Origin of the sequence: Roseateles sp. DB2, assembly GCF_051857535.1 — a bacterium.
GTDB lineage: Bacteria > Pseudomonadota > Gammaproteobacteria > Burkholderiales > Burkholderiaceae_C > Roseateles_B.
Genome location: NZ_JBPZGY010000002.1, coordinates 40841 through 56022, shown reverse-complemented (window position 1 = coordinate 56022; position 15182 = coordinate 40841). Strand labels below are relative to the sequence as shown.

Below are 15182 nucleotides of genomic sequence, written 5' to 3'. Positions count from 1 at the left end.
CAGACGCCCAACAATGCATCAGGGCTTGCCCTTGACAAGGTCCGGCAAGTGCCTTTTGTCATTGGCACGCACCAGAACGACGCTCAGGCGCCCAGCACTGAGGCAGGCGGCAGACCTTGCCACACCTGCGGAGCGACGACCAGGCTCGCCTACAGAGCCACCGCAGGCACCGGCAGGCCGGGCACATCCACCCGCAGTTGCAGCACACAGCCCGCCCACGGCTGCCCGGCCAGCTCTTCCGCCGGCCGCCCCTGGCGTGCGGTCGTGATGAACAGGGTGCGCAAGTCCGGCCCTCCGAAGGCGGGCATGGTGGGGCAGCGCACAGGCAGAGACACCTCGGCCAGCACGCCACCATCCGGCGACAGGCGCAGCAGCCGCTGCCCCTCGAACAGGGCGACCCAGTAGGCGCCCTCGACATCCATGGCCGCACCGTCCGGCCGGCCGCCATAGGAGGACAGGGGCTGCGAGGCCTCGCGCGGCGCGAAGCGCGCCAGCACGCGCGCCTCGCCAGGCACCCCGGTGGCGGGCTCGTAGTCCCGTACATAGATCGTGTGGGCCTTGGTGTCAGAGCAGTAGAGCTTGCGACCGTCCGGACTGAAGGCCAGGCCATTGCCGGTGCTCACGCCAGGGATCAGGGCCTGGCAGCCGTGCACATCGAGGCGATAGAAGAAGGCCTCGGGGGCCCGCGCGTCGTCGATGCCACCTATCCACCAGCGCCCCTGCGGATCGGCCTTGCCGTCGTTGAAGCGTTGGCGAGCCGGGTCGTAGGGCGGCGACAGCAGCAGCTCGGAGCCCCCCGTCGAAGGATCAAAGGCATGCACGCCGTCGCGGCGCGCCAACAGCAGGCCACCGCTGGCCCGGCGCGCAATGCAGCCGGGCTCGGCCGGGAGAGGCCAGCGGTCCAGGGTCTGACCATCGGATCGCAGGCGCAACAGCTCCTTGCCGGGGATGTCCAGCCAGTAAAGCGCCTGCTCCTGCGCATGCCACAGCGGGGACTCCCCCAGGCCGGCAGCATGCAGATGGGCGGGGCGAAGGTCTGGGGAGGGGCTCATGGCGGCGCTACGTGAAGGCTAGGCAGCCATGCTAGCGGGGTAATCGGACGTAACCCCGCCCCCCCTCAGCCCGCCAGCCGGCGTGCGCAGGCATCGGCCTCGCTCAGGCCAGGTCGACCTTGAGGTAATGGGCGCCTGGAATGGGGTTGTAGTAGTACGGCGGCACGGTCTGGAAGCCGAGATTGCCGTAGAGACCGCGCGCGGCTTCCATATCGTCCAGGGTGTCCAGCAGCATGGCCGAGTAGCCGGCCTGGGTGGCACGCTCGATCAGCGTCTGAGCCATGATGCGCCCCAGCCCGAAGCGGCGGAAGGCCGGCCTCACATACAGGCGCTTCATTTCGCAGGCGTTGGCGTAGTCCACGTCAGGCAGATTGCGAAAGGCGCCGGAGCCGGCCACCTGACCATCCACCAGGGCCAGCAGCAGCAAGCCCGAGGGCTGCGCATATTCGCCGGGCAGTTGCAGCAGCTCCTGCTCAAAGCCCTGGAAACACAGGTCCACCGCAAGGCTCTGCGCGTATTCACGCAGGATCTCTCGCGCTTCCTCCCACATCTGGGGGCTATCGGGACTGATCAGTTCGATCTGGTTCGATGCATCCATAGGCAGGCCAGTGTACCCAGGCCGCAGGCACCGCCGTTGTCGGGAGGCGACTGCCAGGGCAAGCGCCGGGCGAGCCCCTGGGCGCGGGCCTCGCTCTCAGGCCGGCGCCCCAAGGCTGACGAGCAGATACACCGCCGCCGCACAGGCTGTCAGCAGGGTCAGCGCAAAAAGCCGGGTGGCCGCGGAGTCCCGGCTGCCTTGGAGATGGGCCGGCGCCAGCTTGTCGCCCACGAGCATGGGGCCGATCAACTGGCGGCGCTTGAACCATTGATGAAACAGCACCGCGCCGATGTGCAGGCTCAGCATGCCGTAGAGCCCCCACTGCCCCAGGTGCTGGTGGTAGTCCGTCCAGGACAGACTGGTCTCACTGCTCACCCAGGCCGCCATGGGGCCGGTGGTCGCCACCTCATCGTCGGAGATCAGGCCCGAACCCACCTGCACCGCCAGCCAGGCCAGCATGGCCAGCACCGAGAGCGCGCCCAGAGGGTTGTGACCGACGTCGAAGTGGTCGTCAGGCAAGGCCTGTCCCCGAAGGTAGCGCCAGGTCGCCGCAGGTCCGTAAAGCATCTGCCGCCAGCGAGACCAGTGCCCACCGAACAGGCCCCACAAAAGCCGGAACACCAGCAGCGCCAGCACCACATAGCCGAAACGCAGGTGCCAGGCCATGGCGTTGCCACCCATCTTGGCGCAGACCACTGCCCCTGCGACGGCCACCACCAGCCCCCAATGGAAGAGGCGGGTAGGCAGATCCCAGACCCTAAGGGTTTGGTGAGTGGCGAGATCCTTCATGCGTCAACGATACCCGAGCCCCGGAACGAACCCAAGTCGGCGCTGCGAAAGCCGCCCTTGCCCGATGGCGCCGCACCACAGGCGCCACCGCCACGCCAGCCGCCCCGCCGGGCCCTGGCCTACACTGCGCCGACCCGTTCCGGCCCCGCCGGACTGCCCCCAAGCCCTACACGGAGACCTCATGCATTCGATCCCCACCAAGTCCCGCACCCCCCTGCTGGCCCTGCTGTGCTTCGCCTGCGCGCTGGGCAGCGCCCAGGCACAGAGCGCCTTCAAGCGCCCCGCCGATGCCGTCGAGTACCGTCGAGCCGGCTTCGAGCTGATGGCCACGCACTTCAAGCGCCTCAACGACATGGCCCAGGGCAAGGCGCCCTATGACGCCAAGGCGGTCGAGGACAACATGGCCGTGATCGCCGTCGTGTCCAAGCTGCCCTTCACCGCCTTCGTGCCGGGCAGCGAGAAGGTCAAGGGCAGTGAAGCCCTGCCCGAGGTCTGGAGCCAATCGGCCAAATTCCAGGAGGCTGCCGACAAGCTGCAGGCCGAGGTCGGCAAGCTGCAGGCGGCGGTCAAGTCCGGCAAGCAGGAAGACGTGAAGATCGCCGCGGGCGCCGTGGGCCAGAGCTGCAAGGCCTGCCACGACAGCTTCAAGCAGAAGGGCCACTGAGCGGCTGGCGCCCCCTCACGCCTCGGCTGAGGAGGCAAAGCCCAGCACGACCCGCCGGGTCTTGGATACAAGGGGCTTCTGGTGCGCCCTCACATCGGCTGCGCCGATATGAGGACTCCCCGAAGAAGTCCGCCTCAGGCTTCGCCTGACTGGGCAAAGCCCAGCACGACCCGCCGGGTCTTGGATACAAGGGGCTTCTGGTGCGCCCTCACATCGGCTACGCCGATATGAGGACTCCCCGAAGAAGTCCGCCTCAGGCTTCGCCTGACTGGGCAAAGCCCAGCACGACCCGCCGGGTCTTGGATACAAGGGGCTTCTGGTGCGCCCTCGCATCGGCTGCGCCGATATGAGGACTCCCCGAAGAAGTCCGCCTCAGGCTTCGCCTGACTGGGCAAAGCCCAGCACGACCCGCCGGGTCTTGGATACAAGGGGCTTCTGGTGCGCCCTCACATCGGCTGCGCCGATATGAGGACTCCCCGAAGAAGTCCGCCTCAGGCTTCGCCTGACTGGGCAAAGCCCAGCACGACCCGCCGGGTCTTGGCGGACTTCTTCTCGATCTTCGTGACGACGACGGCGCCGATGTCGGCGGTGTTCGCCACATGGGTCCCGCCGCAGGGCTGCAGGTCCACGCCCTGGATCTCGACCAGGCGCACGCGGCCGCTGCCGCGCGGCGGCTGCACGCTCATGCTGCGCACGAGGCCGGGGTTGGCGTCCAACTCGGCGTCGGTGATCCAGCTCAGCCGGACGGGACGTGCCTCGGCCACCAGGCGGGCCAGGCCCGCCGTCAGGGCCTCCTTGTCCAGGGGCTCGCTCATGTGGAAGTCCAGTCGCGCATAGCCCGCGGTGATGGAGCAGCCGTCCACCGGATGCGGCACCAGTGCGCACAGCAGGTGTGTGGCCGTGTGAAAGCGCATGTGCGCCCGGCGCCGCTGGGCATCGATGCGCAGTTGCACGTCCTGGCCAGGCATCAGCCCCTCCAGCGCCTGCCCCGCCGCGGGCAGGTGCAGGATCTCCAGGCCCTCGCCCTTGCGGGTGTCAGCGATGGCGATCACGCGGCCGTCGGCCAGCACCATCTCGCCCGCATCACCGGCCTGCCCGCCGCCTTGCGGGTAAAACACGGTGCGGTCCACCAGCAGGCCTCGCTCGTCCACGCGCAGCAACCGGGCCCTGCACTCCAGAAGCCCTGCATCGTCCCGGAACAGGTCCTGCGTCACCCGATCACCTCCAGCATCGTCTCTCCCCTAGGCGTGTCCAGCCAGGCCCGCAGGCCGTCCCGGGCCTCGAAGGCCTTCAGGCGGACAGGGCTCTCAGGCAGGGCATCGCAGGGATGCCGCTCGCCCCATTCGATCAGCACCGGCAGGCCTTCGCGACGAAGCCGCCGGCCATCCTCGCGCAGGGCGATCTGCCAGCTCAGCAGGCCGCGCGAGGCCGCCACAGGCTGGCCGGCATCCACGCCTTCACTGCGCCATTGGGACAGCGTGGCCTCAAGACCGGGCACCCGGGCAACCCAGTGGATGAGGCCTGGCCTCTGGGCCAGGCACTGACGCAGCTCGGGCTGATCCAGGTCGAACCAGCGCGCACGGCCGGGCCGCGGCGCCTCAGGATCGATGGCGATGATTTCCAGGTAGCAGCGCGGATGCGTGGCCGAGCTGATGTTGAGCAGGGCATTGTGCGTGCCCATCAGCGCATGCTTGCCGCCTGGCACCGGATGCACACCCAGCGTCCGCTCGCACCAGGCCACCCCGTCTTCCAGCGTGGCCGCAGCGACCACCAGATGATCCATGTCCATGACATCTCCCGCCGTGTTCAGGGCCTCACAAGTAGACGTGCCCGTCAATCAGGGACACGACATCCCCGCCGATCCAGCAGGTGCCGCCTTCGCTGCGGACATGGATGCGGCCATCCCGGCCCAGCACCCGGCCCTGCCCCGCCGCGTAGGACGACGCAGCCAGACCGCTGCCGATCAGCCACAGGGCCAGGCCGGCATTGAGGCTGCCCGTCACCGGGTCCTCGGGCACCGAGAGGCCGGGCACGAAGCCGCGCACCTCGAACTGCAGCTCATGCCCCGGCGGGTAGGCGCCGACCACGCCCAGGTCCAGGCCCTGCATGGCCCCGAAGTCCGGCTGCAGGGCCAGCACAGCCTCGGCCGTCTCCATTCGCGCGGCCACCCAGGGCGGCCCGCCGTTGTCCACCCAGACCACGTCCAGCAACTGCGTGTCCGCCACACGCAGGCAGCGCACGACCTGGGCGCGCAGATCCGCCGGCACCGGGCCGCTGCGCACCAGGGCCGGCGCGGCGAAGGCCAGGCGCTCGCCGTCCTGGCGCAGGGTCACCGCACCGATGGCGCTCTCCTGCACGATGCGGCCCGGCGTCCTGGGCACGCCGCCGTGCTTCAGCCAGACATGGGCCGAGCCCAGGGTCGGATGGCCCGCGAAGGGCAGCTCGCCGCCGGGCGTGAAGATGCGCACGCGGTAGTCCGCCTCCGGCAGGGTGGGCGGCAGCAGGAAGGTGGTTTCGCTGAGATTGGTCCAGCGGGCGAAGGCCTGCATCTGGGTCTCGTCGAGACCCGTGCCGTCCACCACCACCGCCAGGGCATTGCCCTTGAGCGGCACCGCCGTGAAGACATCGACCTGGGCAAAGGGACGCGAACGCGGGCTCATCAAGCCTCCTTCAGACGGTGAGGATGGAATTTCTCAGGGCGGCGGCCGGGTGCCGTCGCGCAGGTACAAGCCGGGCCGGGCAATCTCCATGCCACGCTCAGGATGGGCCAGGGGCTGGAAGCCGTGGCGGGCGTAGAGGGCCTGCATGTCCCGCGTGACCAGCTGCAAGCGACGCAGACCCTGCAGGTCCGGATGCTGCAGCAGGGTCTGCATCATCCAGTCGGCCAGGCCCTGGCGGCGGTGAGCTTCCAACACGTAGACATCGCAGAGGTAGGCGTAGCTGGCCCGGTCCGTGACCATGCGAGCGAAGCCCACCTGGTGCTCAGGCCCCTCGCCTTCAGCGCAACGCAGCGCAATGCACAGCGAATGCTCGATGGCCCGCTGCACCAGGGCCAGGGGGATGCCTTCGGACCAGTAGGCCCGGCTCAGGTAGGCATGGGCCGCGATGGCGTCGATGTCGGCCGGCGCGAAGCCCAGCCGGTAGCGACGCTCCCCGAGCTGACGTTGCAGGCCCTCGTCCGCCACGGTGCGCCTCAAGGGGTGGGCTGGACGCCGGACTCCAGCGCCTCGCCCAGCACGCGCCCCAGGATGGCCACGCCTTCGGTGATCAACTCCGGCGTCAGGGTCACGAAGGACAGGCGCAGGGCACGCGGATCGGGATTGGCGGCGTAGAAGGCCGCGCCGGGCACGTAGGCGATGTTGGCATCCACAGCCTTGGGCAGCAGGGCCATGGCATCCAGGCCTTCGGGCAGGCGGATCCAGAAGAACATGCCGCCCTTGGGCTTCTGCCACTCGCAGCCGGCCGGCAGGTACTTCTCCAGGGCCGCGGCCATGGCATCGCGGTTGGCCTTGTAGCGGGCGCGGATGCTGGGAATGTGCTGGTCCAGGAAGCCGTCCTTGATGACCTCGTAGACCACGCGCTGGTTGAAGCCCGGGGTGTGGAGGTCGGCGGCCTGCTTGGCCTGCAGCAGCTTGGGGTACAGGGCCTTGGGCGCGATGATGTAGCCCAGACGGAAGCCGGGGGTCAGCACCTTGGAGAAGGAACCCAGGTAGATGGAGCCCTCGGGCCACAGCGAGCTCAGGGCGGCCGGCGGCTCCTCGTCGAACCACAGGTCACCGTAGGGGTTGTCTTCCACGACCGGCACGTTGGCGGCCTTGGCCGCGGCCATCACGGCCTGGCGGCGCTCGGCGCTCATCACGCGGCCGGTGGGGTTCTGGTAGTTGGGCAGCAGGTAGGCGAAGCGGGTGCCGGGCGCGTCATGGGCCAGGCGGCCGAAGGCCTCGGGCAGCGGGCCTTCCTGGTCGCTGGCCAGGCTGGTGAAGAGGGGCTCGTAGGGCGTGAAGGCCTGCAGGGCGCCGAGGTAGGTGGGCGTCTCCACGGCCACGGGAGCGCCGGCATCGCAGAGGATCTTGCCGACCAGGTCCAGGCCCTGCTGCGAACCGCTGGTGATCAGCACCTGGTCCGGCGAGCACTCCAGCCCCAAGCGCGCCACGCGGGCGGCCACCCACTCGCGCAGCGGCGCGAAGCCCTCGCTGGCGGCGTACTGCAGGGATTCCTTGGCATTGAGCGAGAGCACGCGGTCGCAGGCGGTCTTGAGGGCCTCGACCGGGAAGGTGTCCGCCGACGGCAGGCCGCCGGCCATGGACAGGATGCCCGGCTTCTCGGTGACCTTGAGGATCTCGCGAATGATGGACGGATTCATGCGCGCGGCGCGTTGGGCCAGGTTCCAGGGGGTGGTGCTCATCTTCTTGTCTCCAGCAAGTCGTCGGAAAAGTGTCGGGGGGCCGGCGAAGGCCCCGGTGGAATCACGGGGCCAGCAGCCAGTCCGCAGCCGCCTGCGCCTGCAGGCGGGTGCTGTCGAAGAACGGCAGCGGGCAGTCCTGCTGGACCGCATCATCCAGCAAGAGTCCCAGTTCGGTACAGCCCAGGATCAAGGCCTGTGCGCCCTGCGCGGCCAGGCGGCCGGCCTGGTCCAGCAGGGCCTGGCGCGAGCTGGCGCGCACATCGCCTCGGCACAGTTCCTCGAAGATGATGCGGTGCACCACCTCGGCGTCCTCGCCCTGGGGGCTCAGGACGGTGATGCCCTGGGCATTCATGCGTTCGGTGTAGAAGCCCGGCACCATGGTGTAGCGCGTGCCCATCAGCGCGGCGCGGCTGATGCCCTGGCGCTTCAGGGCCTGCGCCGTCAGGTCCACCAGGTGCAGCAGGGGCAGGCCGCCGCCGGCCTCGATGGCCGGGGCCACCCGGTGCATGGTGTTGGTCGCCAGCATCAGAGCGCCGGCGCCGGCGCGACGCAAGCCGGCCGCGGCCTCGCCCAGCAGGCGCCCTGCCTCGTCCCAGCGATCCTCGCGCTGCAGGGTGGCGATCTCGTCGAAGTCCACGCTCCACAGCAGCAGGCGCGCGCTGTGCAGCCCACCCTGGCGGGCGGCCACCTCGCGGTTGATCAGGGCATACAGCTGCGCGCTGGACTCCCAGCTCATGCCGCCGAGCAGTCCCAGAACACGGGTAGAAGACGTCTGCATCGGCCCAGTCTACGACCCGCAGCCAGTACAGAACCAATACACTTGTCCAGACAGCACTAGAAACTGTACTGGCATGCACACCGACACAGCCTCCCTGCAGCGCGACGCCGGCCAGACCCTGGCCCAGCAGCTCGCCCAGCGGTTCTCCCAGCGCATCCAGCAGCGCCTGCTGCTGCCGGGCAGCCGTCTGCCTTCGGTGCGCGAATGCGCCCGCCATCACCGCGTGAGCCCCTACACCGTGGTCGCCGCCTATGACCAGTTGCTGGCCGCCGGCTTGGTGGAGGCGCGCAAGCAGCGCGGCTTCTTCGTGCGGGACCTGCGGCCGCAGCCCGTGGCACCCGGGCGCAGCGAGCCCGCACGCCCGCCGGTAGGCATCCCCCAGGGCGTGCCCCTGGACGCCACCGCGCTGATCCGCGGCATGTTCCAGGCCGACGCCCGCCACGCCCCGGGCCTGGGCACCCTGCCCGGCGAATGGCTGGACCTGCCCCTGCTGCAGAGCGCCATGCGCCGCGTGCTGGCCCAGACCGACGGGGACGACCCCCTGGCCCTGCAGTACGGCGAGCCCGGCGGCGACCTGCGCCTGCGCCAGGCCCTGGCCCGCCGCCTGGACGATCTGGGCATCAGCGCCCCGGCGGACCAGATCATCAGCACCGTGGGCGCCACCCATGCCCTGGACCTGATCACCCGGCGCCTGCTGCAACCCGGCGACGCCGTGCTGGTGGACGATCCCGGCTGGTCCATCGAGTACGCCCGGCTCTCCCAGGCCGGCATGCGCCTGCTGCCCGTGCCCCGCGGCGCAGACGGGCCGGACATGGCCATCATGACCCAACTGGCCCAGGAGCACCGGCCACGCATGTACGTGACGGTCTCGGTGCTGCACAACCCCACGGGCGGCACGCTCTCGCTGGCGCGCGCGCACCAGATCCTCAAGCTGGCCGAGGCGCAGGACTTCCAGATCGTCGAGGACGACACCTACGCCTCCATGGCCCCCAACCACGCGCCGCGGCTCTCGGCCCTGGACGGGCTGCGGCGCACGCTCTACGTCTCGGGCTTCTCCAAGATCCTCACGCCCGCCTGGCGCGTGGGCTTCGTGGCGGCGGCGCCCGAGGTCGTGGCCCAGCTGACCGAGCAGAAGCTGCTGACCACGCTGACCACCAGCCCCCTGATGGACCGCGCCGTGGCCGTGTGCCTGGAGCAGGGCACGCTGCGCCGCCATGCCGAGCGCGTGATCGCCCGCCTGGACGCCGCCCGCCAGCGCGTCGTGCCCCTGGCCGAGGCCGCCGGCTGCCGCTTCGTTACGCCGCCGGCCGGCCTCTTCGGCTGGCTGGAGGTGGGCATGGACACCGAACGCCTGGCCCAGCGCATGCTGGACGAGGGCTGGCTGATCGCGCCGGGCGTGCTGTTCAGCGCCACCCGCCAGGCCGGCAGCCTCATGCGCATCAACTTCGCCACCTCGCAGGACGCCCGCTTCTGGCGCCGACTGCAGGCCATGCGCGAGGAGCGCCTGCGCTGAAGCCGCAGGGCAGATCTCAGGCGCACTCGATGCGGTCCCGGCCGGCGGCCTTAGCGCGGTACAGCGCGGCGTCGGCACGCTGGTAGAGGGTGTCCGGGCTGTCCGGCGTGGCGAACATCGCCAGGCCGATGCTGGCGGTGATGCGTCGGGGCCGGCTGTCTCCCTGACCCGGCTGGGCCTCGTGGGCGATGTGGGCCTGAGCCAGCAGGGCGCGGAACTCTTCGGCCTGGTGCAGTGCACCGTCCGCATCCGTGTCCTGCAGCAGCAGTGCGAACTCCTCGCCACCCAGGCGGGCCGGCAGGTCCGTGGGGCGGCGCGCCACCTGCTGCAGGCAGCGCGCGACCTGCTGCAAGGCCTGGTCGCCAGCGGCGTGACCGTAGTGGTCGTTGTAGAGCTTGAAGTGATCCACGTCGATCAGGATCAGGCACAGCGAGGCCCCGCTGCGGTGCTGCTGACGCAGGGACAGGCCCAGGCGCTGGCTGAAGCAGCGCCGATTGGGCAGGCCGGTCAGGGCGTCGGTCAGCGAGAGCTTTTCCAGCTCGTAGACCTGGCGATCGATGACGGATAGCAGGTGGTTGATGCCGGCGCCCAGCTCGTTGATCTCGTCCGCGCCCTGCAGGGTGACCGCGGCATGCCACCGCCGCTGCTCGCGGATGGCGGCCAGCTCGCGCCGCATGCGCACTACGCGCGAGATCACCGTGCGGTCCAGCAGCCAGGCCAGGGTCAGACTGAAGACCAGGGCCAGCACCCCTGCGGTCAGGCGGCGCTCGCGGGCCTCACGTTCGCCGCGCTGGGCGATGCGGCGCCCGTGCTGAACCTCCAGAGCCACACGCTGCAGGGGCTCGCCGGCCACGGGCAGGGGCCAGTGCATCAGCAGCCGTTCGTCCAGCCGGCGAAGGCTCCAGGGGCCTGCTCCTGGCAACTCGGCGCTGCCCAGGGGCTGCACCTGGTCGCCGGCCAGGGGCAGGGCCTGAGCCGCAGGCACGAATCGCACGGGCAGGCCGACGCGGCGCTCGAGCTGCCGCAGGAAGTGGCTGTCCAGGCGCTCGGCCATGACCAGCACGCCACGGGCCCCATCGCGCAGCCCCGGCTCCTCCAGCGGGCGGCGGCACAGCAACACCAGGTAGTCGGGCGAACCTGCCAGTCCGCAGGCCGGCCCCTCTGAAGGAGGCGCGCTCAGCCAGCGGCGGGTGCCGGCCGGCAGGGAAGCCAGCCAGCTTGCCCCATCCACGGCCGCCCAGGCCTGCAGCACCAACTCGCCCCGCTCGTCCAGCAGCAGCAGGCCGTCCAGGCCGAGCTGCCCCAGGTAGGAGGGGCTGAAATTGCGCTGGATGAAGGCGGGGTCCGGCCGCATCAGGTGGCGTCGCAGCTCGGGCCACAGGCGCCATTCGCGCAGCATGCGCTCGCGATGCTGGATCTCGCCGTCCAGGACGGCCACCAGGTGCTGGAAGTCGTCGTGGGCCTCCTCCAGTTCCACGTCCTCGTAAGCCTGCGCCAGGCCGCGCTGGATGGCCCAGATGCCCAGCAGGACGCAGCCCGCACAGAGCGCGAACACATAGCCGACTATCTGGCGCCTGAGACCCATGCAACGGACTTTCCTGCAACTGGCCTGAACGGCCCATGCTAGGGCCAAACCCGCAGGCCCGGCAGCGTGGACGGGGCGGGCGTCGCGGCAGCGTCACGCACTTATTTCACGCTGGCCGGGTTTGCGCGGCAGGACTTGACCAGGCCGTCAGCGCAGCGCAGGGCGGGGTCGCTAAGATGGTTTGCAATCCCCAGCCTCCCCCGGCAGCGCCGCCATGACCGCCCCCGCCCCGCTCAACTTCCTCATCGTCGATCCGCTGGCCGGCGTGCAGACCTTCGCTCGCCAGCTGCTGGAGAGCTACGGCTTCCCGGCAGACAGCATCCGCTGCTGCAACCGGCCCGACGAGGCCCTGGCCCTGCTGCCCGGTTTCCGCCCCCAGTTCCTCATCTGTGACTGGTTCCCCAAGGAGACACTCAGCGGCATCGCCCTGTACCAGCGGGTCTGCCAGCAGGTGCCGGACTGCCGGCTCGCGCTGCTGAGTTTCGAGACCGGGCCCGAGCAGCAAGCCCAGGCGCAGGCAGCCGGTGCTCGCTTCCTGCTCAAGAAGCCCTTCACGGCTCAGGAGCTCAAGAGCACCCTGCGCCAGGCACTGGAGAAGCTGGCCAAGGAACGGCCTGATCTGCATCAGCGCCTGCAGCAGGTGATGACCTCCCCACAGGTGATGCAGCGGGTGTCACCCCCCATTGCCATGCCGGCCATGCCCGCCGTTCCCCCGCTCAAACCGGGCGACAAGGTCAAGCTGGGCAGCAGCACCGAGGTCGTGGACACCGTGGTCATCCGCCAGGGGGAGCTGGTCGTGCAGCTGAAGAACAAGAGCGGCCTGATCCCGGCCGACAAGCTGCAGCGCGCCTGAGGCCGGCTCAGCCGGCGGCGTTCAGTGGGCGTTCAGCGGGCGTTCAGTGGGCGTTCAGTGGGCGTTCAGTGGGCGTTCAGTGGGCGTTCAGCGGGCGTTCAGCGGGCGTTCAGCGGGCGCCCAGCGTCTCCCAGCGCTCCAGCAGGACCATCAGCTCGTCCTCGATGGCCGAAGCGCGGTTGGTGACCTCCTGAATGCGGCCCGCCCCCTGCGTGTACAGCTCGGTACCGCCGATCAGGGCGTTCAGCGCGGCCTGCTCGGCCTCCAGGGCCTCGATGCGGCCGGGCAGTTCGTCCAGCTCGCGCTGCTCCTTGTAGCTCAGCTTGCGCTTGGGCGCCGCCGCCGCGGCCGGAGCCGGCGTCGGTGCAACGGCCTTGGGCGCCGCCGCCGCGACCATGGCCTTGGCGCGCTGAGACTGCGTCAGCCAGTCCTGCACGCCGCCCTCGTACTCGCGCCAGACGCCATCGCCCTCGGCGACCAGGGTCGAGCTGACCACGTTGTCCAGGAAACGGCGGTCATGGCTGACCAGGAAGACGGTGCCGTCGTAGTCCTGCAGAAGCTCTTCCAGCAGCTCCAGGGTCTCGATGTCGAGATCGTTGGTGGGCTCGTCCAGCACCAGCACATTGGCCGGGCGGGCGAAGAGCCGGGCCAGCAGCAGGCGGTTGCGCTCACCGCCGGAGAGGCTCTTGACCGGCGAGTTGGCGCGCTGCGGGGCGAAGAGGAAGTCGCCCAGGTAGCTCATCACGTGCTTGCGCTGGTTGCCGATCTCGATCCACTCGCTGCCGGGGCTGATGGTGTCGGCCAGCGTGGCCTCCAGGTTGAGGCCGTCGCGCATCTGGTCGAAGTAGGCCACGGTGAGGCGCGTTCCCTGGCGCACGGTGCCGCTGTCCGGCGCCAGCTCGCCCAGGATCAGTTTCAGCAGCGTGGTCTTGCCCGCGCCGTTGGGGCCGATCAGGCCGATCTTGTCGCCGCGCAGGATGGTGGTGCTGAACTCGCGCACCACGGTGCGCTCGCCGAAGCGCTTGCTGACCTTGTCCAACTCCGCGACGATCTTGCCGCTGGCATCCCCCGTGGCGATGTCCAGGCGCACCTTGCCCTGCACGTCGCGGCGGGCGGCATGGGCCTCGCGCATCTGCACCAGACGCGCGACGCGTGCCACGCTGCGGGTGCGCCGCGCCTCGACGCCCTTGCGGATCCAGACCTCCTCCTGCGCCAGCACCTTGTCGAAGCGGGCATTGGCCAGGGCCTCGTTCTCCAGCTCGTACTGCTTGGCGGCCTGGAAGGCGGCGAAGTTGCCGGGGTAGCCGCGCAGCTGGCCGCGGTCCAGCTCGACGATGCGGTTGCAGACGTTGTCCAGGAAGGCACGGTCGTGGGTGATCAGCAGCAGGCTGCCCTTGAAGCCATTGAGCAGGCCTTCCAGCCAGGCGATGGCGTCCAGGTCCAGGTGGTTGGTGGGCTCGTCCAGCAGCAGCACATCGGGCTGGGCCACCAGGGCGCGGGCCAGGGCCACGCGCTTCTTCAGGCCGCCGGACAAGGCGCCAACCTGACGGCTGCCGTCCAGGCCCAGGCGCTGCAGAGTCTCCTCGACCCGCTGCTCCCAGGTCCAGCCGCCCAATTGCTCCAGGCGCGTCTGCAAGGCGTCCAGGTCCTCGCCAGGTGCGTGCGCCTCGAAGCGCTCGCGCAGCGCGCGGGCCTCGGCCACGCCCTCACTGACCACGTCGAAGATGCTCGCCTCTGCCCGCAGCTCAGGCTCCTGGGGCACATAGACGCTGCGCAGGCCCAGCTGCAGCTGCAGCAGGCCGTCGTCGAGCTTGTCGATGCCGGCCAGGATCTTGAGCAGGGAGGACTTGCCGGTGCCGTTGCGGCCGATCAGGCCCACGCGTTCACCGGTTTCAAGCGCGAAATTGGCGCCATCCAGCAGCGGCACATGGCCGTAGGCGAGATGGGCATTGGTCAGGGAGAGGACAGCCATGGGGCCGGATTGTCCCAGAGGCGGCGCCCTGCCTTCCCCAAAGGCCTCAGACCCAGACGCGATAGGCCCAGAAGGCCTCGTCGGTGTCGATGCGACGGCGCAGTTCCTCGGGGCTGAAGCCGGTAACGCGGCGGGTCTCGCGGCACAGATGGGCCTGGTCCGCGTAGCCGGCATCCTGGGCCAGGGCGCTCCACAGCACCTCGCCGGCCTCCATCTCGCGACGCACGCGATGGAAGGTGGACTCCGCCCTGCTGACACGGCGAAGTGCCTGCATGCTCTGGCCACTCCAGCGCTTGATGCGGCGCTCGACCTGGCGCAGGCTGTCCCCATGCCCGCCCGCCACCGCCTTCAGCGCCAGGTTCTGCATCCAGTCGCGGTAGCGGCGCGGTGGCGCCGCCGGCGTCTGGGCGCAGGCACGCCAGCGCGGCAGCAGAAAGGCCTCGAGGATCTCCTGGCAGGATTGCTCGTCACCAGCCGCCAGCATGGCCTCGTTCAGGGTCAGCCACTCCGACCCCAGCACCTCGGCCATGGGAACGTAGCGGTCCATGTGCGCCGCCAGGTCCAGGCCCGTCAGCGCATGCAGCGCATCGGGCAGGAAGGCCACCATGAAGCAGCGGATGCCGGCATCGGAGCGGAATTGCACCGGCCGGCTGCGCGGGCCGCCGACCAGGCAGGCAGCGGGCAGGCGGCGCTCGCTGCCGTCGTCCAGGATCTCGCAGCCGTCGCCATACAGGGTCCAGGTCATGCCGCAATAGGGCGTGGCAGGGAAATGGCTGCTGCGCTGAGCCGGCGTCAGCGAGGCGGCAGCGCTGGTGTCGCGCCAGAGGGAAGCATAGAGGCAGCCGCTCAGGGCCAGGCTGGGCGCAATCAGCCGGGCGACGGCATCGGGGTGGCGGTCGCTGTCCATGGCGCCAGTGTAGTCAGGCCAGGGACTCACGCCGCTTCGCTGCGGACAATACCCCGATGTCGATTT

15 protein-coding genes are annotated in these 15182 nt (G+C 69.9%); 3 read left to right on the top strand and 12 right to left on the bottom strand.

Features of this window, described 5'->3' with window-relative positions; translation table 11 throughout:
- Window positions 1-149: 149 nt before the first annotated feature.
- From ACS5PK_RS02710 to ACS5PK_RS02700, 3 genes are all read right to left on the bottom strand, one after another.
- Window positions 150-1052 carry an SMP-30/gluconolactonase/LRE family protein gene (locus ACS5PK_RS02710; RefSeq protein WP_439438744.1) on the bottom strand — a complete coding sequence of 301 codons (903 nt, stop codon included), beginning with the start codon at window positions 1050-1052 and terminating at the stop codon, window positions 150-152.
- Window positions 1053-1155: 103 nt separating this feature from the next.
- Window positions 1156-1650 (bottom strand): GNAT family N-acetyltransferase, encoded by a 495-nt coding sequence (locus ACS5PK_RS02705; protein WP_439438743.1) that lies wholly within the window; start codon window positions 1648-1650, stop codon window positions 1156-1158.
- Between the two features lie 96 nt (window positions 1651-1746).
- Window positions 1747-2439 (bottom strand): cytochrome b/b6 domain-containing protein, encoded by a 693-nt coding sequence (locus ACS5PK_RS02700; RefSeq protein WP_439438742.1) that lies wholly within the window; start codon window positions 2437-2439, stop codon window positions 1747-1749.
- 181 nt (window positions 2440-2620) lie between these two features.
- On the opposite strand from ACS5PK_RS02700, the gene ACS5PK_RS02695 reads away from it, so the two are divergent.
- Window positions 2621-3103 carry a c-type cytochrome gene (locus ACS5PK_RS02695; protein ID WP_439438741.1) on the top strand — a complete coding sequence of 161 codons (483 nt, stop codon included), beginning with the start codon at window positions 2621-2623 and terminating at the stop codon, window positions 3101-3103.
- Between the two features lie 491 nt (window positions 3104-3594).
- Here ACS5PK_RS02695 and ACS5PK_RS02690 read toward each other — a convergent pair whose 3' ends face one another.
- The 6 genes from ACS5PK_RS02690 to ACS5PK_RS02665 form a co-directional block, all read right to left on the bottom strand.
- A complete protein-coding gene (locus ACS5PK_RS02690; protein ID WP_439438740.1) occupies window positions 3595-4317 on the bottom strand; it encodes an alanyl-tRNA editing protein in 723 nt (240 codons plus the stop codon).
- Window positions 4314-4892, bottom strand: coding sequence for a VOC family protein (locus tag ACS5PK_RS02685; RefSeq protein ID WP_439438739.1), 579 nt, complete (start codon window positions 4890-4892; stop codon window positions 4314-4316). Before ACS5PK_RS02685 ends, ACS5PK_RS02690 begins: the two co-directional genes overlap by 4 nt.
- A 25-nt stretch (window positions 4893-4917) precedes the next feature.
- Window positions 4918-5763, bottom strand: coding sequence for a PhzF family phenazine biosynthesis protein (locus tag ACS5PK_RS02680; RefSeq protein WP_439438738.1), 846 nt, complete (start codon window positions 5761-5763; stop codon window positions 4918-4920).
- Window positions 5764-5796: 33 nt separating this feature from the next.
- Entirely contained in the window at window positions 5797-6300 is a 504-nt protein-coding gene (locus tag ACS5PK_RS02675; RefSeq protein ID WP_439438737.1) for a GNAT family N-acetyltransferase, read from the bottom strand.
- Window positions 6297-7508, bottom strand: a complete 1212-nt coding sequence (locus ACS5PK_RS02670; RefSeq protein WP_439438736.1) for a PLP-dependent aminotransferase family protein — start codon at window positions 7506-7508, stop codon at window positions 6297-6299. The genes ACS5PK_RS02675 and ACS5PK_RS02670 overlap by 4 nt, the downstream gene beginning before the upstream one ends.
- Window positions 7509-7569: 61 nt before the next feature.
- Window positions 7570-8286: an aspartate/glutamate racemase family protein gene (locus ACS5PK_RS02665; protein ID WP_439438735.1), complete on the bottom strand. Its 717-nt coding sequence runs from the start codon at window positions 8284-8286 to the stop codon at window positions 7570-7572.
- A gap of 73 nt (window positions 8287-8359) precedes the next feature.
- On the opposite strand from ACS5PK_RS02665, the gene ACS5PK_RS02660 reads away from it, so the two are divergent.
- Entirely contained in the window at window positions 8360-9799 is a 1440-nt protein-coding gene (locus ACS5PK_RS02660) for a PLP-dependent aminotransferase family protein (protein ID WP_439438734.1), read from the top strand.
- A 16-nt stretch (window positions 9800-9815) separates the two neighbouring features.
- On the opposite strand, the gene ACS5PK_RS02655 is transcribed toward ACS5PK_RS02660, so the two are convergent.
- Complete coding sequence (locus ACS5PK_RS02655) at window positions 9816-11384, bottom strand: diguanylate cyclase domain-containing protein (RefSeq protein ID WP_439438733.1); 1569 nt, start codon at window positions 11382-11384, stop codon at window positions 9816-9818.
- A gap of 214 nt (window positions 11385-11598) precedes the next feature.
- Here ACS5PK_RS02655 and ACS5PK_RS02650 point away from each other — a divergent pair, with 214 nt between their 5' ends.
- Window positions 11599-12237 carry a response regulator gene (locus ACS5PK_RS02650; protein ID WP_439438732.1) on the top strand — a complete coding sequence of 213 codons (639 nt, stop codon included), beginning with the start codon at window positions 11599-11601 and terminating at the stop codon, window positions 12235-12237.
- A gap of 109 nt (window positions 12238-12346) precedes the next feature.
- On the opposite strand, the gene ACS5PK_RS02645 is transcribed toward ACS5PK_RS02650, so the two are convergent.
- Both ACS5PK_RS02645 and ACS5PK_RS02640 read right to left on the bottom strand, forming a co-directional pair.
- Complete coding sequence (locus ACS5PK_RS02645; protein ID WP_439438731.1) at window positions 12347-14209, bottom strand: ATP-binding cassette domain-containing protein; 1863 nt, start codon at window positions 14207-14209, stop codon at window positions 12347-12349.
- A 46-nt stretch (window positions 14210-14255) separates the two neighbouring features.
- A complete protein-coding gene (locus tag ACS5PK_RS02640) occupies window positions 14256-15146 on the bottom strand; it encodes a helix-turn-helix domain-containing protein (protein WP_439438730.1) in 891 nt (296 codons plus the stop codon).
- Window positions 15147-15182 lie beyond the last annotated feature (36 nt).